General features: G+C 59.0%; 18 protein-coding genes. 7 read left to right on the forward strand and 11 right to left on the reverse strand.

Annotated elements, in window-relative coordinates; all coding sequences use genetic code 11:
- Positions 1-281: 281 nt before the first annotated feature.
- From ACYU0X_RS09570 to poxB, 8 genes are all read right to left on the reverse strand, one after another.
- A complete protein-coding gene (locus ACYU0X_RS09570) occupies positions 282-878 on the reverse strand; it encodes a DUF4240 domain-containing protein (RefSeq protein ID WP_461900413.1) in 597 nt (198 codons plus the stop codon).
- Positions 879-1,527: 649 nt separating this feature from the next.
- Positions 1,528-2,502 (reverse strand): class 1b ribonucleoside-diphosphate reductase subunit beta, encoded by a 975-nt coding sequence (nrdF, locus tag ACYU0X_RS09575; RefSeq protein ID WP_309406951.1) that lies wholly within the window; start codon positions 2,500-2,502, stop codon positions 1,528-1,530.
- Positions 2,503-2,712: 210 nt separating this feature from the next.
- Positions 2,713-4,851, reverse strand: a complete 2,139-nt coding sequence (gene nrdE, locus ACYU0X_RS09580) for a class 1b ribonucleoside-diphosphate reductase subunit alpha (RefSeq protein ID WP_461900415.1) — start codon at positions 4,849-4,851, stop codon at positions 2,713-2,715.
- Positions 4,848-5,336, reverse strand: a complete 489-nt coding sequence (nrdI, locus tag ACYU0X_RS09585; protein ID WP_418906744.1) for a class Ib ribonucleoside-diphosphate reductase assembly flavoprotein NrdI — start codon at positions 5,334-5,336, stop codon at positions 4,848-4,850. The genes nrdE and nrdI overlap by 4 nt, the downstream gene beginning before the upstream one ends.
- Positions 5,337-5,399: 63 nt before the next feature.
- Complete coding sequence (gene nrdH, locus ACYU0X_RS09590) at positions 5,400-5,630, reverse strand: glutaredoxin-like protein NrdH (protein ID WP_309406947.1); 231 nt, start codon at positions 5,628-5,630, stop codon at positions 5,400-5,402.
- A gap of 480 nt (positions 5,631-6,110) precedes the next feature.
- Positions 6,111-6,923, reverse strand: coding sequence for a PfkB family carbohydrate kinase (locus ACYU0X_RS09595; protein ID WP_461900418.1), 813 nt, complete (start codon positions 6,921-6,923; stop codon positions 6,111-6,113).
- Complete coding sequence (locus ACYU0X_RS09600; RefSeq protein WP_461900419.1) at positions 6,923-7,675, reverse strand: YggS family pyridoxal phosphate-dependent enzyme; 753 nt, start codon at positions 7,673-7,675, stop codon at positions 6,923-6,925. Before ACYU0X_RS09600 ends, ACYU0X_RS09595 begins: the two co-directional genes overlap by 1 nt.
- A gap of 95 nt (positions 7,676-7,770) precedes the next feature.
- Positions 7,771-9,495, reverse strand: coding sequence for a ubiquinone-dependent pyruvate dehydrogenase (gene poxB, locus ACYU0X_RS09605; RefSeq protein ID WP_461900421.1), 1,725 nt, complete (start codon positions 9,493-9,495; stop codon positions 7,771-7,773).
- A 150-nt stretch (positions 9,496-9,645) separates the two neighbouring features.
- Here poxB and ACYU0X_RS09610 point away from each other — a divergent pair, with 150 nt between their 5' ends.
- Together ACYU0X_RS09610 and ACYU0X_RS09615 are read left to right on the forward strand one after the other, a co-directional pair.
- Positions 9,646-10,908: an FAD-dependent oxidoreductase gene (locus ACYU0X_RS09610; RefSeq protein WP_461900423.1), complete on the forward strand. Its 1,263-nt coding sequence runs from the start codon at positions 9,646-9,648 to the stop codon at positions 10,906-10,908.
- 306 nt (positions 10,909-11,214) lie between these two features.
- Positions 11,215-11,823, forward strand: a complete 609-nt coding sequence (locus ACYU0X_RS09615; RefSeq protein ID WP_461900425.1) for a cupin domain-containing protein — start codon at positions 11,215-11,217, stop codon at positions 11,821-11,823.
- Here ACYU0X_RS09615 and ACYU0X_RS09620 read toward each other — a convergent pair.
- Positions 11,820-12,908: a PLP-dependent cysteine synthase family protein gene (locus ACYU0X_RS09620; protein WP_309406937.1), complete on the reverse strand. Its 1,089-nt coding sequence runs from the start codon at positions 12,906-12,908 to the stop codon at positions 11,820-11,822. The genes ACYU0X_RS09615 and ACYU0X_RS09620 overlap by 4 nt on opposite strands.
- Before the next feature lie 109 nt (positions 12,909-13,017).
- On the opposite strand from ACYU0X_RS09620, the gene ACYU0X_RS09625 reads away from it, so the two are divergent.
- Entirely contained in the window at positions 13,018-13,821 is an 804-nt protein-coding gene (locus ACYU0X_RS09625; protein WP_461900427.1) for a hypothetical protein, read from the forward strand.
- Between the two features lie 114 nt (positions 13,822-13,935).
- Positions 13,936-14,283 (forward strand): hypothetical protein, encoded by a 348-nt coding sequence (locus tag ACYU0X_RS09630; protein ID WP_461900429.1) that lies wholly within the window; start codon positions 13,936-13,938, stop codon positions 14,281-14,283.
- 41 nt (positions 14,284-14,324) lie between these two features.
- On the opposite strand, the gene ACYU0X_RS09635 is transcribed toward ACYU0X_RS09630, so the two are convergent.
- The gene (locus ACYU0X_RS09635; protein WP_461900431.1) at positions 14,325-15,146 is read right to left on the reverse strand and encodes an alpha/beta fold hydrolase; all 822 of its coding nucleotides are present in this window, start codon (positions 15,144-15,146) and stop codon (positions 14,325-14,327) included.
- 127 nt (positions 15,147-15,273) lie between these two features.
- Here ACYU0X_RS09635 and ACYU0X_RS09640 point away from each other — a divergent pair, with 127 nt between their 5' ends.
- Genes ACYU0X_RS09640 through ACYU0X_RS09650 form a run of 3 tightly spaced genes read left to right on the forward strand, consistent with a single transcriptional unit; the run spans position 15,274 to position 17,706 of the window.
- Positions 15,274-15,654, forward strand: a complete 381-nt coding sequence (locus tag ACYU0X_RS09640; RefSeq protein WP_461900433.1) for a YidH family protein — start codon at positions 15,274-15,276, stop codon at positions 15,652-15,654.
- Complete coding sequence (locus ACYU0X_RS09645) at positions 15,654-15,968, forward strand: DUF202 domain-containing protein (RefSeq protein ID WP_461900435.1); 315 nt, start codon at positions 15,654-15,656, stop codon at positions 15,966-15,968. The genes ACYU0X_RS09640 and ACYU0X_RS09645 overlap by 1 nt, the downstream gene beginning before the upstream one ends.
- Before the next feature lie 55 nt (positions 15,969-16,023).
- Positions 16,024-17,706, forward strand: a complete 1,683-nt coding sequence (locus ACYU0X_RS09650; protein WP_461900437.1) for an ABC-F family ATP-binding cassette domain-containing protein — start codon at positions 16,024-16,026, stop codon at positions 17,704-17,706.
- Positions 17,707-17,767: 61 nt separating this feature from the next.
- On the opposite strand, the gene ACYU0X_RS09655 is transcribed toward ACYU0X_RS09650, so the two are convergent.
- Positions 17,768-19,513, reverse strand: a complete 1,746-nt coding sequence (locus ACYU0X_RS09655) for an L-aspartate oxidase (RefSeq protein WP_461900438.1) — start codon at positions 19,511-19,513, stop codon at positions 17,768-17,770.
- Positions 19,514-19,527: the final 14 nt, after the last annotated feature.

A 19,527-nucleotide genomic window follows, 5' to 3' on the forward strand; every position in this document is an offset into this window, starting at 1 on the left:
TAGTAAACGGCTCGTACACTATTTTAGAGGAGCCGATTTGTCGCCACACTCGGGCAGAGGCGAAACTCAATGAACTAAACGTGACCCCCGACAGTAAGCGAAGCCTGTTCGATACGCGCAGATATCTCCTAGCGCCAAATGAACCGCAATCCGAGTTTCGAGACGGTACCCGTGCCAAACCGGCGCGAGACACCGCGAACAGCGCCGTCAGGAAATACTTACGCCAATCTCGGCAGTTCTCATGCGGTCACCATAGGATCTGACAAGAGCAGTTCAAGGTACTACTCGAGCGGTCTAAGGTCAGGAAAAAGCTGCTCCACGGTAGCCTCATCCCACTTCTGACCCTTGGGAGACTCACGGGCAATCGTCGAAGGGTTATGCGGATAGTCCTCAAAGAGACTGCCCCCACCACTCGCTCTACCGTAGGCATCTTCGATCGTGTACGCGAACAATTCAGCGAAATCGCTCTCCCCGGCATAGCTCAGGCGTCCCTGGGAGAGGGCCCGAGGATCACTCTTTACTTCTTCGAAGTAATCCTTCCCCTGAGCAACTACCCACGACCGAAGGTACTCAAAACAGTCAGGCGAACATCCGTCGTAAAGAACATGTACAGCGCCCCAGAGGTCCCACGAATACAGCTCGAATGCCTTAGCCACGAAGGTGGCGTGAAATTCAGCAACGTCTTTCGGCGGCAATTCAGCTAACGAATCCTCCAATGCTGCTAGTTGTTCTTCCGGGTCAGCGCGCGTTGCACGCACTGAGCGCTCTATGATGTCCCAAAATTGTTTGTTGTTCATGTATTCCGGCACATCGGCAAGGTCGGGCGTTTCCTCCGTGGTCGCGCTGGGGCTTGGGCTCAGTCCATTTGATGTGGCCACGGGCTGACTCGGATCCGCTTGCATTCCACCCGCTAGCGGGCTTTGCCCGCAGGCTCCCAGCACTGCCCCAAGACTTAGAACAACTAGGGCCGTCAGGATCTTGCTTATGCTTCGCCGCCACCGTGCTACCCGCCATCCGCTTCCAACACGAATTGTCGAAACATTACTTTGAGAATCTCTCAATCGAACTCCTCGACTGGTTCACCGGCGACGTGCACTAAATGCGCTCGTGACAAGGCATACCCACAATTGCCTAAGCTAACTGCCTAAATCTATAGGCAAGCTTGCGTTGAGGTAAGAGTTTTTCTCGAGAATTTTTCTTTCATCAAGAATGTTGGCTAGCTAAAGGAAGACCCTCCGACTTGTTGGGGGCAACAATGGCGGCTGGAGTGCAGTCCGCTGACAGAAGAAAGCGACTCTGGGCGACCGAGTTGGCGCTCAAGCCAATGCAGTCAGCATAGAGTGCGGAAGCGGATCCAGGAACAACTAGAACCGACGGCAAATCATCTGCAAAGGTAGTCTGCCTGCAGGCAAGGTTTCCTCTACGGCTGCTTGGTAGCCCCGAAGCAAAAAGACCCGGAACCCACGTAAAATTACGCGGATTCCGGGCACTTTCCGGCGATCAATATGGCCTATAAGGCACAGACTTTTAGAAGTCCCAGTCTTCGTCCTCGGTGTTCACTGCCTTACCAATAACGTACGAAGAACCGGAACCGGAGAAGAAGTCGTGGTTCTCATCGGCATTCGGGCTCAACGCGGCAAGGATCGCTGGCGACACGTCGGTCACGGAAGCCGGGAACATCGCCTCATAGCCGAGGTTCATCAGCGCCTTGTTGGCGTTGTAATGAAGGAACTTCTTAACATCTTCGCTCAGGCCCACCGGATCATACAGATCGTGGGTGTACTGAACCTCGTTCTCGTACAGCTCGAAGAGTAGCTCGAAGGTGTAATCCTTCAGTTCCTGACGGCGCTGCTCGCTCTCCTTCTCCAAGCCCTTCTGGAACTTGTAGCCGATGTAGTAGCCGTGGACAGCTTCGTCGCGGATGATCAGACGGATCAGGTCTGCGGTGTTGGTCAGCTTGGCGCGTGAAGACCAGTGCATCGGTAGGTAGAAACCAGAGTAGAACAAGAACGATTCGAGCAGGGTCGAAGCAATCTTGCGCTTGAGTGGATCATCGCCGTGGTAGTAGCTCTCGATGATCTGTGCCTTCTTCTGCAGGTTCACATTCTCGGTGGACCAGCGGAACGCTTCGTCAATTTCCTTGGTGGAGCACAGCGTAGAGAAAATCGAAGAATAGCTCTTCGCGTGCACCGATTCCATGAACGCGATGTTGGTGTACACCGCTTCTTCATGAGGGGTAATCGCATCTGGGATCAGCGAGACGGCGCCTACGGTGCCCTGGATCGTGTCGAGCAAGGTCAGACCAGTGAAGACGCGCATGGTCAGAAGCTTCTCGTCTTCGGTCAGCGTGGCCCACGACTGAATGTCGTTGGACAGCGGCACCTTTTCCGGCAACCAGAAGTTGTTCACCAGACGGTTCCACACCTCGACGTCTTTATCGTCCTGGATGCGGTTCCAGTTAATTGCTTCAACCTTATCGGCGAGCTTTAGCTTCTCGGTCATTGCCCCTCATCAAAGAAAGTGTTCTCTGTACCCACCTATAACTTTACTCCCCTGCCTAAATCTCCGTCACTGACAGAGATTGCATCGGAAAGCCAAAGAATAGGTAATGACTAGTAAATTTATGCTGCAGTGGAGGCTGCCCACTGTGACGGATTCACGGCGGCAACCTCCACTGGATCCCGGTGGTTCTTCGCCACCGGTACGTTGCTGCTACAGCATGCAGGACACGCAGTTATCTACTTCGGTGCCCTCCAACGCCATCTGGCGCAAGCGGATGTAGTACAGGGTCTTGATGCCCTTGCGCCATGCGTAGATCTGCGCCTTGTTGATGTCACGTGTGGTGACGGTGTCCTTGAAGAACAAGGTCAACGACAGGCCCTGATCGACGTGCTGCGTTGCTGCGGCGTAGGTGTCGATGATCTTCTCGTAACCGATCTCGTAGGCATCCTCGTAGAACTCGATATTCTCGTTGTTCATGTAAGGAGCCGGGTAGTAGACGCGGCCGATCTTACCTTCCTTGCGGATCTCGATCTTTGCGGCGACCGGGTGGATCGAGGATGTCGAGTTGTTGATGTACGAAATCGAGCCGGTCGGCGGGATGGCCTGCAGGTTCTGGTTGTAGATACCGTGCTCCATCACGGAAGCCTTCAGCTGCAGCCAGTCTTCCTGAGTCGGAATGTGGATGCCTTCGAACAGTTCCTGTACGCGTGCAGTGGCCGGAGCCCAGACCTGCTCGGTGTACTTGTCGAAGAACTCACCGCTTGCGTAGGCCGAGTTCTCGAAGTTATCGAAGGTCTCGCCGCGTTCAATGGCGATCTTATTCGATGCGCTCAGCGCGTGGAACAGGATCGTGTAGAAGTAGATATTGGTGAAATCAATACCTTCCTCGGAGCCATAGTAAACGTGCTCACGTGCCAAGAAACCATGCAGGTTCATCTGCCCCAAGCCAATGGCGTGAGACTTCGCATTGCCATCGGCAATTGACGGGACGGAAGCGATATTCGACATATCGGATACGGCGCTCAGTGCGCGAATCGCGATTTCGACGGAGATGCCAAGATCCTTGGCATCCATGGCCTTGGCGATGTTCATCGAGCCCAAGTTGCAGGAGATGTCCTTGCCGATCTTGGAGTAGCTGAGGTCATCGGAGAACTCCGAAGCGGAGGACACCTGCAGAATCTCCGAGCAGAGATTCGACATGGTGATGCGTCCGGCGATCGGGTTAGCCCGGTTTACGGTGTCCTCGAACATGATGTACGGGTAACCGGATTCGAACTGGATCTCGGCCAGGGTGGTGAAGAATTCACGCGCGTTGATCTTGGTCTTACGGATTCGCGAATCGTCGACCATCTCGTAGTACTTTTCGGTAACCGAGATTTCGCTAAACGGCACCCCGTAGACGCGCTCAACGTCATAGGGGCTGAACAGGTACATGTCCTCGTTCTTGCGCGCGATTTCGAAGGTGATATCCGGAATGACCACACCCAAGGAGAGGGTCTTGATACGGATCTTCTCATCGGCGTTCTCGCGCTTGGTATCCAAGAAGCGGTAGATGTCCGGGTGGTGCGCGTTGAGGTACACCGCGCCAGCACCCTGACGGGCACCGAGCTGATTAGCGTAGGAGAAGGAATCCTCGAGAAGCTTCATCACCGGGATGACACCGGAGGACTGGTTTTCGATCTGCTTGATCGGGGCACCGTGTTCGCGCAGGTTGGTCAGCGACAGCGCGACGCCACCGCCACGCTTGGACAGCTGCAAGGAGGAATTCACCGCGCGGGCGATAGATTCCATATTGTCTTCGATGCGCAGCAGGAAGCAGGAGACCAGTTCGCCACGCTGCGCCTTACCGGCGTTCAGGAAGGTCGGGGTGGCCGGCTGGAAACGGCCGCCGATGATCTCGTCGACTAACTGCTCGGCAAGCTTCTCATCACCGCGGGCCAAGTGCATGGCCACCATGCACACGCGGTCCTCGTAGCGCTCTAGGTAACGCTTACCATCGAAGGTTTTCAGCGTGTAGGAGGTGTAGAACTTGAACGCACCCAAGAAGGTTTCGAAGCGGAACTTCTTGCCATAGGCACGCTTGAACAGGTCACGAATGAAGTTCATCGTGTACTGGTCGAGGGTTTCGCGCTCGTAGTAGTCGTGCTTGACCAAGTACTCGAGCTTCTCATCCAGATCATGGAAGAACACGGTGTTGTTGTTCACGTGATCCAAGAAGTACTGACGAGCGGCGTAGCGATCGACTTCGAACTGAATCTTTCCATCTGGACCATAGAGGTTCAGCATGGCGTTCAGGTCGTTGTAGCTCAATCCTTGGAACTGGGCGGGTAGCTCTTTGGTGGAGTTCATGGCTGCTTCCGGTTCAGCGAGGCTTGTGTCCAAAAGAGTTCAAGTCCTTTTCTGACATTGAGAACGTCTTCCGAGGTTCCCATTAGTTCAAATTTGTAGAGGAGCGGCACATTGCACTTGACGGCGATTTTTTTCGCCGCGATGCAGTAGTACTCGCCGAAGTTCGTGTTACCCGCCCCAATAACTCCGCGGAGCAGCCGGCGGTTTTCCTCATGTGCGAGGAACTTGATGATCTGCGGAAGGATCGAGCGTTTTCCATGCTCGCCGCCGTAGGTTGGAATCAACAGCACATAGGGCCGCGTTGCAACCAGCTGGGGTTCATGAGCGTGAACCGGGATCCGAGACGCAGGAATATTCAGTTTTTCGACGAAACGGCGAGTGTTCTCGGAGACCGACGAGAAGTAGATCAAGTCGTCCTCCGTGAACCGCTCCCCCTCGGGTGCCGTAGCCGATTGCCGGTGACCGGCAAGCGCTGATGGTGGCATGGGTGTTCGCCTCCATGGTTCGTCGACGAGGGGTCTGCGAGCCGGATAGTTCCAGCCCTCGGCTTAGTTAGCCGCAGCCAGACCGTCGATCATGTCGGGACGGAAACCCGACCAGTGGTTGCTGTCGGTGACGACGACCGGGGCCTGGGCGTAACCCAGTCCACGCACGTATTCCAGGGCGTCGGCGTCCTGGGAGATGTCAACCTTCTTGTACTCGATGCCACGGCTATCCAGTGCTCGGTAGGTGGCATTGCACTGCACGCAAGACGGCTTCGTGTAGACGGTGACGCTCATGGTCTTCTCTCCCCTTATTAAGTCCTGCCAGAGTCCGCGATAATGCGTTCTCGCGCGATCCCGGACCAAAATTCTTGGTGCCTCAAAGTGGTGTTTGAGGTGTTTTCGATGCCGTTCGCATCGTCGAGTTCAATACTACATCTTGTGCTTGGGGGCGCAAGTAGCCACATCATGTTGTGGCCACACTACTTTTGCGCGTTAAAGTCAAGTCAACAGCGGCTGTGGATATCGGGGCCTTCCGTAAACCTGTTTAACCCCGGTTTCACGCGTCAGCACTCAAGGTTGTCCACAGCTGCGAACAGCGAATGAGCCCCGACTGTGCGTAGAAATATCTTTAATCACGTCGCTCCCTCCGGTGTGTCGACCTGTGGTGCGGATGCACCCCCACCACTACATGTAGTGGTGAGCTAAGTATGAGTCCGCACCCCGACACTTTGGCTCCCACGCACACCAGATGTGAGAAGCGCCCAACGCCGCCGATTAGTCGCGTGGGGCGAAATCAGAATCTTCTCCGGCTAAGACTTGGGCGGTGGCAATCACGGCCTGCGCCATGGACTCGGATAGATCGGTGCCGCGCAACAGCTCCACCACCAAGGCCCCGAGGAGACAAGCGCCGGCGCCCTTGGCGCTTGTCTCCACGCGGAGCGTGTCTACCTGTTCCACCTGCTCGTCTTCGGTGGCCAGCAATGTGCCAATGAGTTCTGGCGTATCGCCGGGTACGGAGGTCACGATGAGATTGGGAACTCCGGCATCAATCACCTCATAGGCTGCCTGCAGGATCTGTTCTTCGTCCTCTACCGATTCTTCGGCCATCACACCCAACTCGAAGAGATTAGGGGTCATCAGCCACGCCAGAGGCACCAGATGCTCGATATAACTCTGGACCACCGCCGGATCGGCGTGGAGCCCCGACTCGGCATCCCCGATATCAGGGTCCACAATCAACCGTAGCTGCGGGTAGTGCTCGCGGGCCTTCCGATACCAGGCGCCGAGGATCTCCGCTTGCCGCGCATTACCCAGATAACCCACGACGATGTAGCGCGCCGTCGCCAATACCTCGCGGCGCAACAATTCCTCTACTATGCCGCTGAGGTAGCCATCGGGTAACTCGCCACCGGCCGAGGACGGATAAAGGGGCAGGTTGCTCAGTAGCGCCGTTGGCACCTGTACGGCGCGGAATCCCGAGCGCTCAAGGAAGCGGGTGGTGATGTTATTTCCCGTCGAGCCGTAGGCCAACTGTGCACCGATGAGCACGGCATCGACCGGCCGAGTATCCAGCTCGTAGTCATGCATTAGGCGCCGGCCTGCGGGTACTGTCGTGCCCCAAAGATCCCCTGACCGACGCGCACTACGGTGGCTCCTTCTTCAATCGCCCATTCGAAGTCCCCACTCATCCCCATGGATAACTGGTCGAAGGCCTCGGGCACCGCAAGCCGATCGCGCACCGACTCGGCGGTGTCGCGCAACAACTTAAAACATGCCCGCACCGTGGGTTCGTCACTGGTATTGGTCGCCAAGGTCATCAGCCCCCGGGGTTTGAGGCGATCCAACGGGGCCAAGGCCGCCGCCAATTCACCGATCTCGGCGGCCGGCAGCCCCGATTTACTGGCTTCACCGGAGGTGTTGACCTGTAGGTAAACCTCGAGGGTCCGGTCTTCCTCTTCCAGTTTCCGCTGCAACACGGTGGCTAGCTTTAGGGAGTCCAGCGCATGGAATTCATCCGCGAAACGTGCCACAAATTTGGCCTTGTTGCTTTGCAGCGGGCCGATCACGGCATAACGCAGGTGAGGGAACTCTTGATGGAATTCCTCGTACTTCCCCAGCGCCTCCTGGACCTTGTTTTCTCCCAAGCAGTCGACGCCTGCGGCGATCGCTAGACGCAGTCGCTCGGCCGGGATGGTTTTCGTCACCGGCAACAGCCGTACGTTGGCTGCCGCGCGCCCGGACCGCTCGGCAGCTGCGGCAATGCGTTGCCGAACCGTCTGCAGGTTGTGCGTGAAGTCTTCGATGGTGGCTGCCCGGGCGGCGGCCGGCTGCGACGTCATGTGTTGCTCTGACCTCTTTCACTTGATGCTTATCGTGCATATGCCCGCTACGGGGCACGCCCCACCAGCTTAGTGCGTCACCGTGGCCGCGCCGTCTAGAACAATTGCCGCCAGTTGGTTTTCGCCAAATCCAACAGTTCGTCTCCACGCCCCGAGAGCACGGTGCGTATGGCGTAAAGGGCGAAGCCCTTAGCCTGCTCGGCGGTAATGCTCGGCGGCATCGAGAGCTCTTGTCGCGCGGTGCGCACATCAAGAAGCGCCGGACCGTCATGTGCAAGGAACTCATCCACCGCCGCAGGAAGCTGGTCGGACTCATCTACCCGAATCCCATGTAGCCCGGCGGCCTGGGCCACGGCGGCAAAGTTCGGGTTCTCCAACTCGGTACCGTAATTCACGAATCCGGCCGACTTCATCTCCAACTCCACAAAGTTCAGCGAGGAGTTGTTGAACACCACAATTTTCACCGGTAACCCGTTTTGCGTGGCGGTCAGCAATTCTCCGAGCATCATTGCCACACCGCCATCTCCGGCGAGCGCGATCACCTGTCGGTCGCGATCGACAGCCTGCGCGCCCAGGGCATGACATAGCGCATTGGCCATCGAGCCGTGATTGAAGGACCCCAGTAAGCGGCGAGAGGCACTCATTTTCAGGTAGCGGGCAGCCCATATCACCGGGGAGCCGACATCGGCGGTGAAAATGGCGTCGTCGGTGGCGCGTTCGTCGAGTAGACGGGTGAGATATTGCGGGTGGATCGGCTCGCCGGCCGAGGATTCGGTAGCCAGTTCGTCGAGCTTTGCCCGGCTCTTGGTGTAGTGCTCGAGCGCATCATCTAGATGACGGCGGTCCCTGCGCCGCTCCAACCGAGCGGTCAATGCGGCGGCAGTGTCTTTGACGGTCCCGCACAGGCCCAGATCAAGCTCGGTACGTCGTCCCAATTGGGCTCCACGCATATCGATCTGAATGGTTTTGGCGTGGGCGGGATAGAACTGCTGGTAGGGGAAATCGGTGCCGAGCATCAGCAGTACCTCGGCGGCGTCGATGGCTCGATAACCCGAGGCGAAACCCAATAGACCGGTCATCCCGACATCGAACGGGTTCTCGTATTCGAGGTGCTCCTTGCCACGCATTGAATGCACGATGGGCGCCCCGAGCGTATCGGCCAACGCCATCACTTCGGAATGGGCTCCGGCGCAACCGGCTCCGGCCAAGATGGTGATCTTCTCGGCGGATTCAAGCAATTCCACGGCGGCGTGCAGCTCGCTTTCGCTTGGAAGCATGCGTGGATCGGTGGCAGGGATCTTGCGCGGCTCCGCTGCGGGCATCTGGCTCAGCGCAACGTCTCCGGAGATGACCAGCACCGCGACCCCGCGCTTCTCAATGGCCTCACGCAAGGCAATACGCAACATGCGCGGCAGCTGCTCCGGGGCGGTGACCTGTTCGGCATAGACCGAGCACTCCCGGAAAACCTCGACCGGGTGGGTCTCCTGAAAATATCCGGAGCCAATCTCGCTGGTGGGAATTTGCGCGGCGATGGCCAGCACCGGCACCCGAGAACGTTGCGCGTCGTAGAGCCCGTTGATCAGGTGCAGATTGCCCGGCCCGCAGGAACCGACGCAGACCGCCAGTTCACCGGTGATTTCGGCTTCTGCTGCGGCAGCAAAGGCAGCCGATTCCTCGTGACGATGGTGCACCCATTCGATACTTCCATCCCGCCGCAGCGCGTCGGTAAGCCCGTTGAGTGAGTCGCCCGGGATCCCGTACATCCGCTGGACTCCCTGTGCGCGCAACTGGGCGATGATGTGTTCGGCCACCGTAGACATAGAAACCTCCCGTGCTCAACGACAATGTATATCCCTCACGCCCAGCCTAGGGGCCGGGTGCATCACTTGCCAGCATCAACAGGGTGAACCCAGCTTTCAGCGCGCCGGTGACAAAAACGCGCCATACTACAAGAGGAGGAAGGAGTGGTGATGAGAGCACAGAACCCGTCGGCTTCCGGCGAGCACGTATCCCGGACAACCTGCGCCATCGTCGGTGGTGGGCCCGCCGGGATGGTGCTTGGTCTACTGTTGGCCCGCGCCGGTGTCACGGTGACCGTCTTAGAAAAGCACGCAGATTTCCTGCGGGACTTCCGCGGGGACACGGTGCACCCCACCACCTTGTCGCTCCTCGATGATCTAGGGCTCTTCGACCAGTTCGATCAGCTCCCGCACTCGAAAATCACTGCCGTTCGCCTCCCGGGCTCCGGACCCAACGGACCGATCGCCGTGAATTTTGACCACCTTCCGCTACGGCACCCCTATGTGGCCATGGTGCCGCAATGGGATTTATTGAACCTCATCGCCGAGGCCGCCCGAGCCGAGCCGACATTCACCTTGCTTACCGAGCATGAGGTGACCGACGTAATCCGTGAGGGTGAACGTATCGTGGGCGTCACCTACCAATCGCCGCAAGGAGTTGGACGACTCATGGCGGATCTGACGGTGGCCTGTGACGGACGCTGGTCAGCGGTGCGTCGAGCCCTGAAACTACCGGTCAAAGACTTCCCGGTGGGTTTTGACGTGTGGTGGTGCCGCCTAGATACGCAAAAACCAATCGGCGAATCTCTGATTCCCCGCTTTAATTCCGGCAGGGTTGCCATTGGCATCCCCCGCACCGGATACCTCCAGGTGGCCCAGCTCGGATTCAAGGGTACCGACGCACAGGTACGCGCCCACGGCATCGAGGCCTACCGCGCCCATCTGGCCAGAATATTCCCGGAGCTGTCGACGGACACCGAATCGATCGGGTCCATGGAGGACGTCAAGCATTTGGATGTACGCCTCGACCGGCTCCGGCGGTGGTACGCTCCCGGCGTGCTCTGTATCGGCGACGCTGCCCATGCGATGTCCCCCGTGGGTGGGGTCGGGATCAACCTTGCCGTACAGGACGCGGTAGCCACCGCCCGCTTACTGGCCACTGCCCTGAAGCAAGGACGGTTCGCGCAGGAGCCGGCGCTAGGTCTCCTCGCCCGGGTACAACGCCGTCGCAGTTACCCCACGTGCGTAATACAGGCGCTACAACGATTCATGCATCGGAACCTGATTATGCCGGCTCTGCGTGGCCAGGCCCCGCGACCACCGCGGGCACTTTCGAGCCTTTTACGTAGGGTCCCAATCTTCGCAGCGGTGCCGGCGGCAATTCTCGGGGTCGGTCCACGACCCGAACGAGCCCCGGCCTGGGCGCGGCGGTAGCCCACCCTAGCTACTTACCGCCGCTACCGGATCGCGATCCAAGGACAAGGAGCTATGGGGCGAACCCCCGCCAGCAAAGCAAATCTGTCACTGGCTGCTGCTCGAAAATAGCTTGACCGCCCCACCATGCAGGCTCCTCAGCATCGACTGCAGAGTCGCGGCAACCTACGCAGTAGTCGGATAGCTCCAGCACGGTCCCGCTCGCGAGAACACGTGAGCCAAGTGCCGAACACCACGGGGCACGGCGTAGGGTGGTCAAAGCAGTCTAGAACGCCGGGAGAAGCCCGGAGAAAGTTGCGGTGTTCAGTGTCTCGAAAGTCAGAGGCCATTCTCGACCTGCGTGAGGTTCCCGCTAGCGAGCATGTGGCGCTCGCACTCACTCACTACAAGCACCTGCCCAAAGGCGACAAACTGGTCCTACAAGGACCAAGCGACGTTACCGCGCTTCGGGCGGCGTTTGAGCGTGAGCATCCGGGCGCATATAGCTGGCAGATTCTCGAGGAAGAGCAGCTGGTCGAAGTAGAACTGGGCAAACTGACGTCGTATCCCCTGCCGCGCGTGGTGCACAATACCGGTGCCGCCCGGTCGGAGACCGATACTTTCAATGGGGCACGCTGGCGGTTGGATCCCGTCGATCGAGACCTAGATGCCAATGTCATCGAGCTGGCCCCGGAGTCCAGCATCGGTGAACACCTCGGGCCGGAACTCGACGTGCTTATTCACGTGATCTCCGGAACCGGTCAACTACACACCGAAGCCGGCACCGTAGACCTTGCCTCCGGCGATGTGCTGTACCTGCCAGCACGCTCGTCACGTGGATTCACCGCCTCCACGGAAGGGTTGCGATACCTGTCGGTGCATCAGCGCAAACGCACCGAAGGCTTGATGCCTACGCGCCGGAGGGAAACTAGCTAGTCGCTTGCTACCCACTGACCGGTGTCCAAGAAGTGATTCAGTCGCTGCCGATGCGGTTCGAGATCTAGTCCCTGTTCGCTGACCCACTGGGGGTTGTAGTAGGTGTTGGCATAGCGCTCGCCGGTGTCACAAATCAGTGTGACTACGCTGCCTTTCTCGCCGCGTTCCAGCATGCCGGCGATGATTTGGAAGGCTGCGTATAGGTTGGTGCCGGTCGAACCGCCGGCCCAGTAGCGGGTACGTTCGCGGAGCAGCTGCATGGCGGCGAGCGAGCCTGCGTCGGGCACTTGGAGCATCTCGTCAATCACTCCGGGCACGAATGAGGGTTCGACCACCGGGCGCCCGATGCCTTCGATCCGAGAGCCCTTCCCGGTGCAGTATTCCCGGTCCCCCGTTTTCCACCCATGGTAGAAGGCGGAATTTTCTGGGTCGGCCACGGCCACCTTGGTGTCATGGCAGCGGTATCGTACATAGCGCCCAAAGGTCGCGCTGGTGCCGCCGGTGCCGGCGCTGACCACGATCCACGAGGGAATCGGGTGCGGTTCCGAGCTCATCTGGGCGAACACCGATTCGGCAATGTTGTTATTTCCACGCCAGTCGGTGGCTCGTTCGGCGAACGTAAATTGGTCAAGGTAATAACCCTTGGTGTCCGCAGCCAACTTCCGGGCGGCGTCATAGACCTCCGATGGGCCATCTACGAGGTGGCACCGACCACCATAAAATTCGATGAGTTCAATCTTTTCGCGGCTGGTTGCCTTGGGCACCACCGCAATGAACGGTAGCCCGAGCATGCGGGCGAAGTAGGCCTCGGATACGGCGGTCGATCCGCTAGAGGCTTCCACCAGGGTGGTGTACTCGTCAATCTGGCCGTTGATCAAACCATAGAGAATCAGCGAGCGAGCCAGTCGATGCTTCAAGGATCCCGTCGGATGCACCGACTCATCTTTGAGGTATAGGTCAATGCCCCATTGGCTCGGAAGCGGAAAAACGTGAAGGTGGGTGTCGGCACTGCGGTTGGCATCGGCATTCAACGCAGCGATGGCTGCATGCACCCAGGTCGTGTTTTCGGTTTTCAACTGACTCACGTATTCAACTGTAGCCTTTGCGAAAGTCAGAGAACGATTCAGGGTGATCCCGGTGGTAAGTTGAGCCTCAGCGACCCTATGCTAAAGAAAAATTCATTAAGTACAGGCAGTGATGATTCGAAATCTTCCCGATCAGACGAAGGCGGCAGTGGCCTGCGGGCTAAGCCTCGCTGGCTTGCTGTGGGCACTTTTCGCCAGCCTCCTGCTGCCCGTCCCGGAGGCCCTAGAGCTGATTGCACCGATGGGGATCTGGACGGCGCTCTGGTTCGTGGTGCTCGGCACGGCCGCCGCATACAGTCTGTGGCAAGCGCGCTCCGGGGTGTGCGGCGAAGATTTACACCGGCAGATTCGTACACCGGTCGTGCTGGCCTGTTTGCTCCAGGGTCTCTGGATACAGTTCTGGCCGGTGGGCACGGTTCTCGTGGAATTGGGCGTGCTACTTGGGCAAAGTTTGCTGCTCGTCTGGATTCTCTACACCATCGATCATGCCGAGCTGCCCGATAGGGCCGATCGCTGGATGACCAGAGTCACCTTTGGCCTGTGGGGTGGGTGGCTGGTCGCAATCCTGCTGATGACCGCCGTCGCCTACGGCGTCGAGCTGGGATTCGAAATTAATGAACCAACCTTCAAGATTGTTGTATCCCTGGTGGTCTTGCTTAGCGCCCTGGCCCTCTGTGCGCTGAGCTTTCGAAACCCCGTGGGGATTTATTTGAACGTGGCCGCGCTGTGGTCGGTTTGCTGGGTGGCTGTCGAACGGTACGTCAGTGCGCATGAGGCTTCGTTGGTGGCGGTCGTCTGTAGCATTGCCGCCGGGCTGATGTTCCTCTGTCTGCTGCTGGCACTGCGTCAACGACTAAGCCTAAAGTTTGCCGCGCCAGCGGATTCTAATGGCACTTCACAGGGAGATACTTAGGCGTAGGCTGTGAATATTCAGGTAGGTCGCGTCCATTGTTGTGTACGGTCTCGGTGCAACCTAGGGTGAGAAGTGTCTATCCATGATGCAGTGCGCACAGTTTAAAGGAGCAACATGTCCAAGACATCGAAGAGTTTCAAGAACGTCGAGAAGTCGCTGAGCAAGCTTGCGAAGAAGGCAAAGACGGAAATTCCGCAGGAATTGCGTGATGGCTGGAGCAATGCGGTGTCGGGCGCTAACGCTTCCGCTATTGCTGACGCCGGCTCCAAGCTGGTGGACAGCATTGGTGGGAAATCCAAGATCGCCAAACGCTCCCGCGCCTCCATCGAAGAAGCTGTCGCTCGAGCCGAGAAGTCGCTAGCTGGCAAGAAAAAGAAGAAGGGCGGCAAGTTCGTGATGCTGCTGCTCGTCGCCGGCGCCATTGCCGCAGTGGTGGCCGGACGCAAGAAGGTAGCTGCCTAGGCAAAGGCCGTTTACCCGTGACGCAGGGCCGCGCCCACCGATTACCGGTGTGGCGTGGCCTTCGTCTTTAACGAACGGCGTCGCCCATAACCGGCGAAGCGGTCGATCATTCCGGCCGCCACCCTTCCCTGCTGTGGGGTAAGTTCGTGCGGTCCGCGCGTGGTTGCCACTTTCACGTGGCGCCGATTGGCCCAACGCAGCCGATAGGTGTTGCGGCGAATAATGAAAAAGTCGAAGATTCCGTTGACGAACAAGACCGGCCGATCCAATCGTGCAACCTGCCGATAGCTCTCGAACTGCATAATGGTGTGTCGCAGGCTTTGTTCGTACGCTGGCCACGTCTCCTCGGTGATCTCCATACCTTTAACGAAAGGGACAAGTTCGTCGGCGATCTGCCCGCCGGCCTGCACCAGATCGGGAATTTCCGTAACCACATTGAAGAGCGCGAAATACAGGCCCTCGGCACGGACCAACTTTCGCCAGCGGCTGGCACGTGGTTCTCTGCGGTACAAGGGTGCACCGAAGAGTACAAGTCTCTCCACGAGCTGCGGATTCTCCGCCGCTAAATCAATAGCTACGATGCACCCCATGGAATGACCGGCCACCACTGCCTGCTCAATTCCCAAGTCGTGAAGGGTCGCCGCCACCGCTTCGGAATGATCACGAGGCGTGTAGCGAAGTTCGGGCTTCGGCGCGTCACCGAATCCCAAAAGATCGACCACGATGACCCGCCACCGACTGTAATCCAAATGCTCGAGCACGAACTGCCATGATTCGTGGTTGTTACCGAGCCCGTGCAACAGGACTAGGGGCCGGCCCTGCCCGCGATCAATCTTCACCGGTAACGTGTGGGACTTGCTCATAGTAGGAAACCATAGCAACAGCCCAGGCCAACAGCGGCTCAAGGCACGTCCAGCGAGATTAGACGATTCGGGAGTATCATCACATCTACTGTCGAACTAAGAACTTGTGAGACGAGAGGTGCTTGCGATGAGACGACATGCTGAAGCACGCCGTGGCCTACACTTCTTCCCGCCGGATACCGACGACCCGGACCCTCGCTTTACCTTAGCCAACGAGCGCACTTTCCTTGCGTGGAGCCGCACGGCATTGGCGTTGATCGCCGGCGGTATCGCCATCGAGGCTTTCGCCACCGGGGTCTTCCCCACCGAGTATCGCCGCCCTTTGGCAGTAGGTTTGTTTCTCCTCGGTTCGGCCATTAGTCTCGGTTCCGCGGTGCGTTGGTATCTGGTCGAGCGCGCCATCCGTGAGGATCGACCGCTACCTAAACCTTTGCTCATCCCCTTTCTAGCCATAGCCGGGGCTGCGACCGGCGCGGTACTAACCTGGCTCTTTTTTGTGGACAGCTGATGGAACCGGGCTATTATTCGCAGCAGCCTGAACGCACCACGCTGTCATGGTCACGCAGCTCCATGGCGCTGGTGCTCACCGCTTGCCTGTTCTTGCGCTGGTTACCGGAGAATGGGCCGGTCGTACTCTGGCTGGTGGCCCCGTTCATGCTGTGCGCCCTGGGGCTCTGGGCGACCGCCCATTGGCGCTATCGCCGGGCCGAGCTGGCCATGGAACATGGGCCGGTCCGTCACACCACCGGAGGCATCGTCGCGCTGACGATAACAATAAATTTGGTGTGTGCCGGTGGGATCTGGGTGGTGCTCACCCGCTAGGGCTCTGTTTTCCCCCGGAACTACCGGTACCGCGCGAGGCCACTAGGATGGTTAAGTGGCACATATTGACGTGACGGACATCCAATACTTCCTCTCCGACGGCACCCAACTGCTGGGCGGGGTGACTTTCAAGGTCACCTCCGGCTCCAAGACGGCGCTGATTGGCCCTAACGGCACCGGCAAAACAACGTTGTTCAAAATCATCGGCGGTGAGCTGAAACCCGATGAGGGTGCGGTATCCCGTTCGGGATCCATGGGCATTATGCGCCAGTTCGTCGGTCAGGTGCGTGATGAGTCGACCGTACGTGATCTCCTGCTATCTACCGCCACCGCGGACTTGATCGCAGCGGCCGAAAAGGTCGCGACTTGGGAGCAGCGCATGCTCACCAGTGACGACGAAATGGTCCATATGCGGTACGCCGAGGCGATCATCGCCTGGGGCGATGCCGGCGGCTACGAACTGGAAAACACCTGGGACAAGGTGTGCATGGCGGCCCTCGGGGTGAGTTTCGACCGCGCGGCGGATCGTGCGGCCACCACGCTGTCGGGCGGCGAACAAAAGCGTCTCGTTCTCGAAGCTCTCTTCCAAGGTCCGGACGAGCTACTGCTCTTGGACGAGCCGGATAACTACTTGGATGTGCCGGGCAAGCGTTGGCTTGAGGAACGGATGCGCAGTTCCGAGAAGACGGTGCTGTTCATCAGCCACGACCGTGAACTGCTCGATAATGCCGCAACGCGGATCGTCACGCTCGAACCCGGCCACGGTGGGGCCACCGCATGGGCCCACGGCGGATCATTCTCCAGCTATGTTCAGGCCCGCAAGGAACGGAACGAGCGCTTCGAGGAACTGCGTAAGCGCTGGGATGAAGAGCACGCCAAGCTCAAGGAACTGGTCAACATGTACAAGACCAAGGCCGCGTTCCGTTCAGATATGGCGAATCGGTACCACGCCGCGCAAACGCGCCTCGATAAGTTCTTGGAGGCCGGCCCACCACAGGCGATTCCCCTCGAACAGAATGTCACCATGCGGCTGAAGGGCGGACGCACCGGCAAACGCGCCGTGGTGGCCGAGGGGCTAGAACTCACCGGTCTCATGAAGCCCTTCTCCACCGAGATTTGGTTCGGCGACCGTGTCGGGGTGTTGGGATCCAATGGCTCGGGCAAGTCGCACTTCCTGCGCCTCCTAGCCGCCGGCGGAAGTGACCCGGACGCCGAGCACCTGCCGGTTTCCGACGTTGTCATCGCGGAGGTGAAACATGCCGGAAGCGTCAAGCTTGGTGCGAGGATTCGCCCCGGGTACTTCGCCCAAACCCATAGCCGTCCGGATCTCTTCGGGCGCACCCTGTTGGAGATCCTGCACCGCGGCGATGAACACCGCTCCGGCCTGCCTCGTGAGGCAGCGGCCGGTGCTTTGGATTCCTATGGGTTGGCTGGGCAGTCGGAGCAGAAGTTTGAGTCGCTCTCCGGCGGCCAGCAGGCTCGTTTCCAAATTTTGTTGCTGCAGCTTTCGGGCGCCACCTTGTTACTGCTCGATGAGCCGACCGATAACCTCGATCTGCATTCGGGTGAAGCCCTAGAGCGAGCTATCAACGCCTTTGAGGGGACCGTGATGGCTGTGACCCACGACCGGTGGTTCGCCAAATCCTTCGATCGTTTCCTCGTGTTCGGTTCGGACGGGTCGGTCTATGAATCGGATGAACCGGTGTGGGACGAGACGCGAGTCGAGCGTCAACGCTAGCCTCTAGCCACGGCCGGCACGCCCTGTAACAGGGCGTGCCGGCCGTGGCCTTGATCGGACGTTACTCGACCAGCTTGCCGGCGGTCGAGATTTCCTGGGCAGCGATGAGTTCGGCAATCTCTGCGGGCACCGGCGCGATTGGTTCACGCACCACACCATTTTGTGGGGACCAGACGAGGTTTACCTCAAGTGCCGGATCTTGCTGCGGGTAATCGCTGCGGTTGTGGCATCCGCGGGTTTCGCGGCGTTCCAAGGCAGCCTCCAAGGTGGCGCGGGCGGCAAGCGCGGCCGATTTCAGGTCAAAGGCATGGGCCAGATCCTGGTATCCGGCGATATCTGGGTGAATACCTACCCGCGTGATGCGTTCTTCAACGGATCCGAGCTTCTCCAAGCCGCGCAGGAGCCCCTGCTCATCGCGAACCACGCCGGCGTGTTCGGTCATGAGATTACGTATATCGCGCTGCAATGACCGGACGTTCTCCGGCCCGTCGGCGGCGAGTAGCTCATCGATGTCGGCGCGCGCCTGTGCCAGCGCGGTCGCCGAGCGTGGTTGGGCGTTCAGTCCCGCCGAGTAGGCCGCGGCCGCCTGCCCCACGATTCTGCCGAACACCAACAATTCGATCAGTGAGTTACCGCCGAGTCGGTTCGCCCCATGCAGTCCGCTCGAGGCCTCGCCAATGGCATACAGGCCGCGCACTTCCGTGGAATGATCGAGCGGATCTACCCAGACTCCTCCCATCGAATAGTGTGCGGTGGGGGCAATTTCGATGGGTTCGCGGGTAATGTCGAGCATCTGCACCTCGAGCATTGTCTGATAGACCCGCGGAAGGCGTTGCATGATGATCTCGCGCGGTAGATGTGACACATCGAGCCACACACCACCGTTGGCCGTCCCGCGTCCCTCGGCGATCTCAGTGTAGGCGGCGAGGGCTACCCGGTCACGCGTTGATAGTTCCATGCGCTCCGGGTCGTAGCGTTGCATGAATCGCTCCCCCAGTCCGTTGCGTAGAATCCCGCCTTCTCCGCGTGCTGCCTCGGAGATCAGGGTTCCTGCCGTGTTTTCGGGTTCGATGATGCCCGAGGGATGGAACTGTACGAGTTCGGGGTCGCGCAGCCGGGCGCCGGCCTCGACGGCGAGGCGGAAAGAGTCTCCGGTATTCTCGTCTCGCCGCGAGGAGGTGCGGCGCCAGATCCGGTTGTGTCCGCCGGCGGCCAAGATCACCGCGTCGGCATGGATCAGGTACCGTTGCCCGGTGTTCAGGTCGAAACCGTAGGCGCCGAAAATCTGTCCGTCGGTGACCAGCAACCGAGTGATGTACACGGAGTCGAGGATCGAAATCTTCAGTTGCTCACTGCGCCGGATCAGCGTGCGTTGAATCTCCAGTCCCGTGTAGTCCCCAGCGAACGCCGTGCGGCGGAAGGTATGCGCGCCGAAGAACCGCTGGGAGATGCGTCCATCGTCTTCTCGGGCAAAGTTCATCCCATAACGTTCGAGATCTTCGATTCCGCGCGCAGCACCCCGGGCGACCACTTCCACGGTCCGCGGGTCGGCAAGGAAGTAGCTTTCCTTGATGGTGTCGGCAGCATGTTGCTGCCAGGAGTCTTCCTCGTCCATGGTGCCCAAGGCCGCGTTAATGCCTCCGGCGGCTAAGGAGGTGTGCGCATCGTGTTTCGGTCGTTTGCCGACTGCCACGACATCCACGCCTAATTCGGCTAGTTCAATGGCCGCACGCAGACCGGACCCGCCGGTGCCAATGACCAGAACGGAGGTGGAAATCTGCTGTTCTCGCTGTGTTTGTGTCGTCATGGTTCCAGACTGAA

It is taken from the genome of Glutamicibacter sp. X7 (assembly GCF_054889245.1).

Coding starts and splice junctions, on each gene's coding strand:
- nrdF (WP_309406951.1), bottom strand. CDS start 2,502: ATGACCGAGAAGCTAAAGCTCGCCGATAAGGTTGAAGCAATTAACTGG.
- nrdE (WP_461900415.1), bottom strand. CDS start 4,851: ATGAACTCCACCAAAGAGCTACCCGCCCAGTTCCAAGGATTGAGCTAC.
- nrdI (WP_418906744.1), bottom strand. CDS start 5,336: ATGCCACCATCAGCGCTTGCCGGTCACCGGCAATCGGCTACGGCACCC.
- nrdH (WP_309406947.1), bottom strand. CDS start 5,630: ATGAGCGTCACCGTCTACACGAAGCCGTCTTGCGTGCAGTGCAATGCC.
- ACYU0X_RS09595 (WP_461900418.1), bottom strand. CDS start 6,923: ATGCATGACTACGAGCTGGATACTCGGCCGGTCGATGCCGTGCTCATC.
- ACYU0X_RS09600 (WP_461900419.1), bottom strand. CDS start 7,675: ATGACGTCGCAGCCGGCCGCCGCCCGGGCAGCCACCATCGAAGACTTC.
- poxB (WP_461900421.1), bottom strand. CDS start 9,495: ATGTCTACGGTGGCCGAACACATCATCGCCCAGTTGCGCGCACAGGGA.
- ACYU0X_RS09610 (WP_461900423.1), top strand. CDS start 9,646: ATGAGAGCACAGAACCCGTCGGCTTCCGGCGAGCACGTATCCCGGACA.
- ACYU0X_RS09630 (WP_461900429.1), top strand. CDS start 13,936: ATGTCCAAGACATCGAAGAGTTTCAAGAACGTCGAGAAGTCGCTGAGC.
- ACYU0X_RS09635 (WP_461900431.1), bottom strand. CDS start 15,146: ATGAGCAAGTCCCACACGTTACCGGTGAAGATTGATCGCGGGCAGGGC.
- ACYU0X_RS09640 (WP_461900433.1), top strand. CDS start 15,274: ATGAGACGACATGCTGAAGCACGCCGTGGCCTACACTTCTTCCCGCCG.
- ACYU0X_RS09645 (WP_461900435.1), top strand. CDS start 15,654: ATGGAACCGGGCTATTATTCGCAGCAGCCTGAACGCACCACGCTGTCA.
- ACYU0X_RS09655 (WP_461900438.1), bottom strand. CDS start 19,513: ATGACGACACAAACACAGCGAGAACAGCAGATTTCCACCTCCGTTCTG.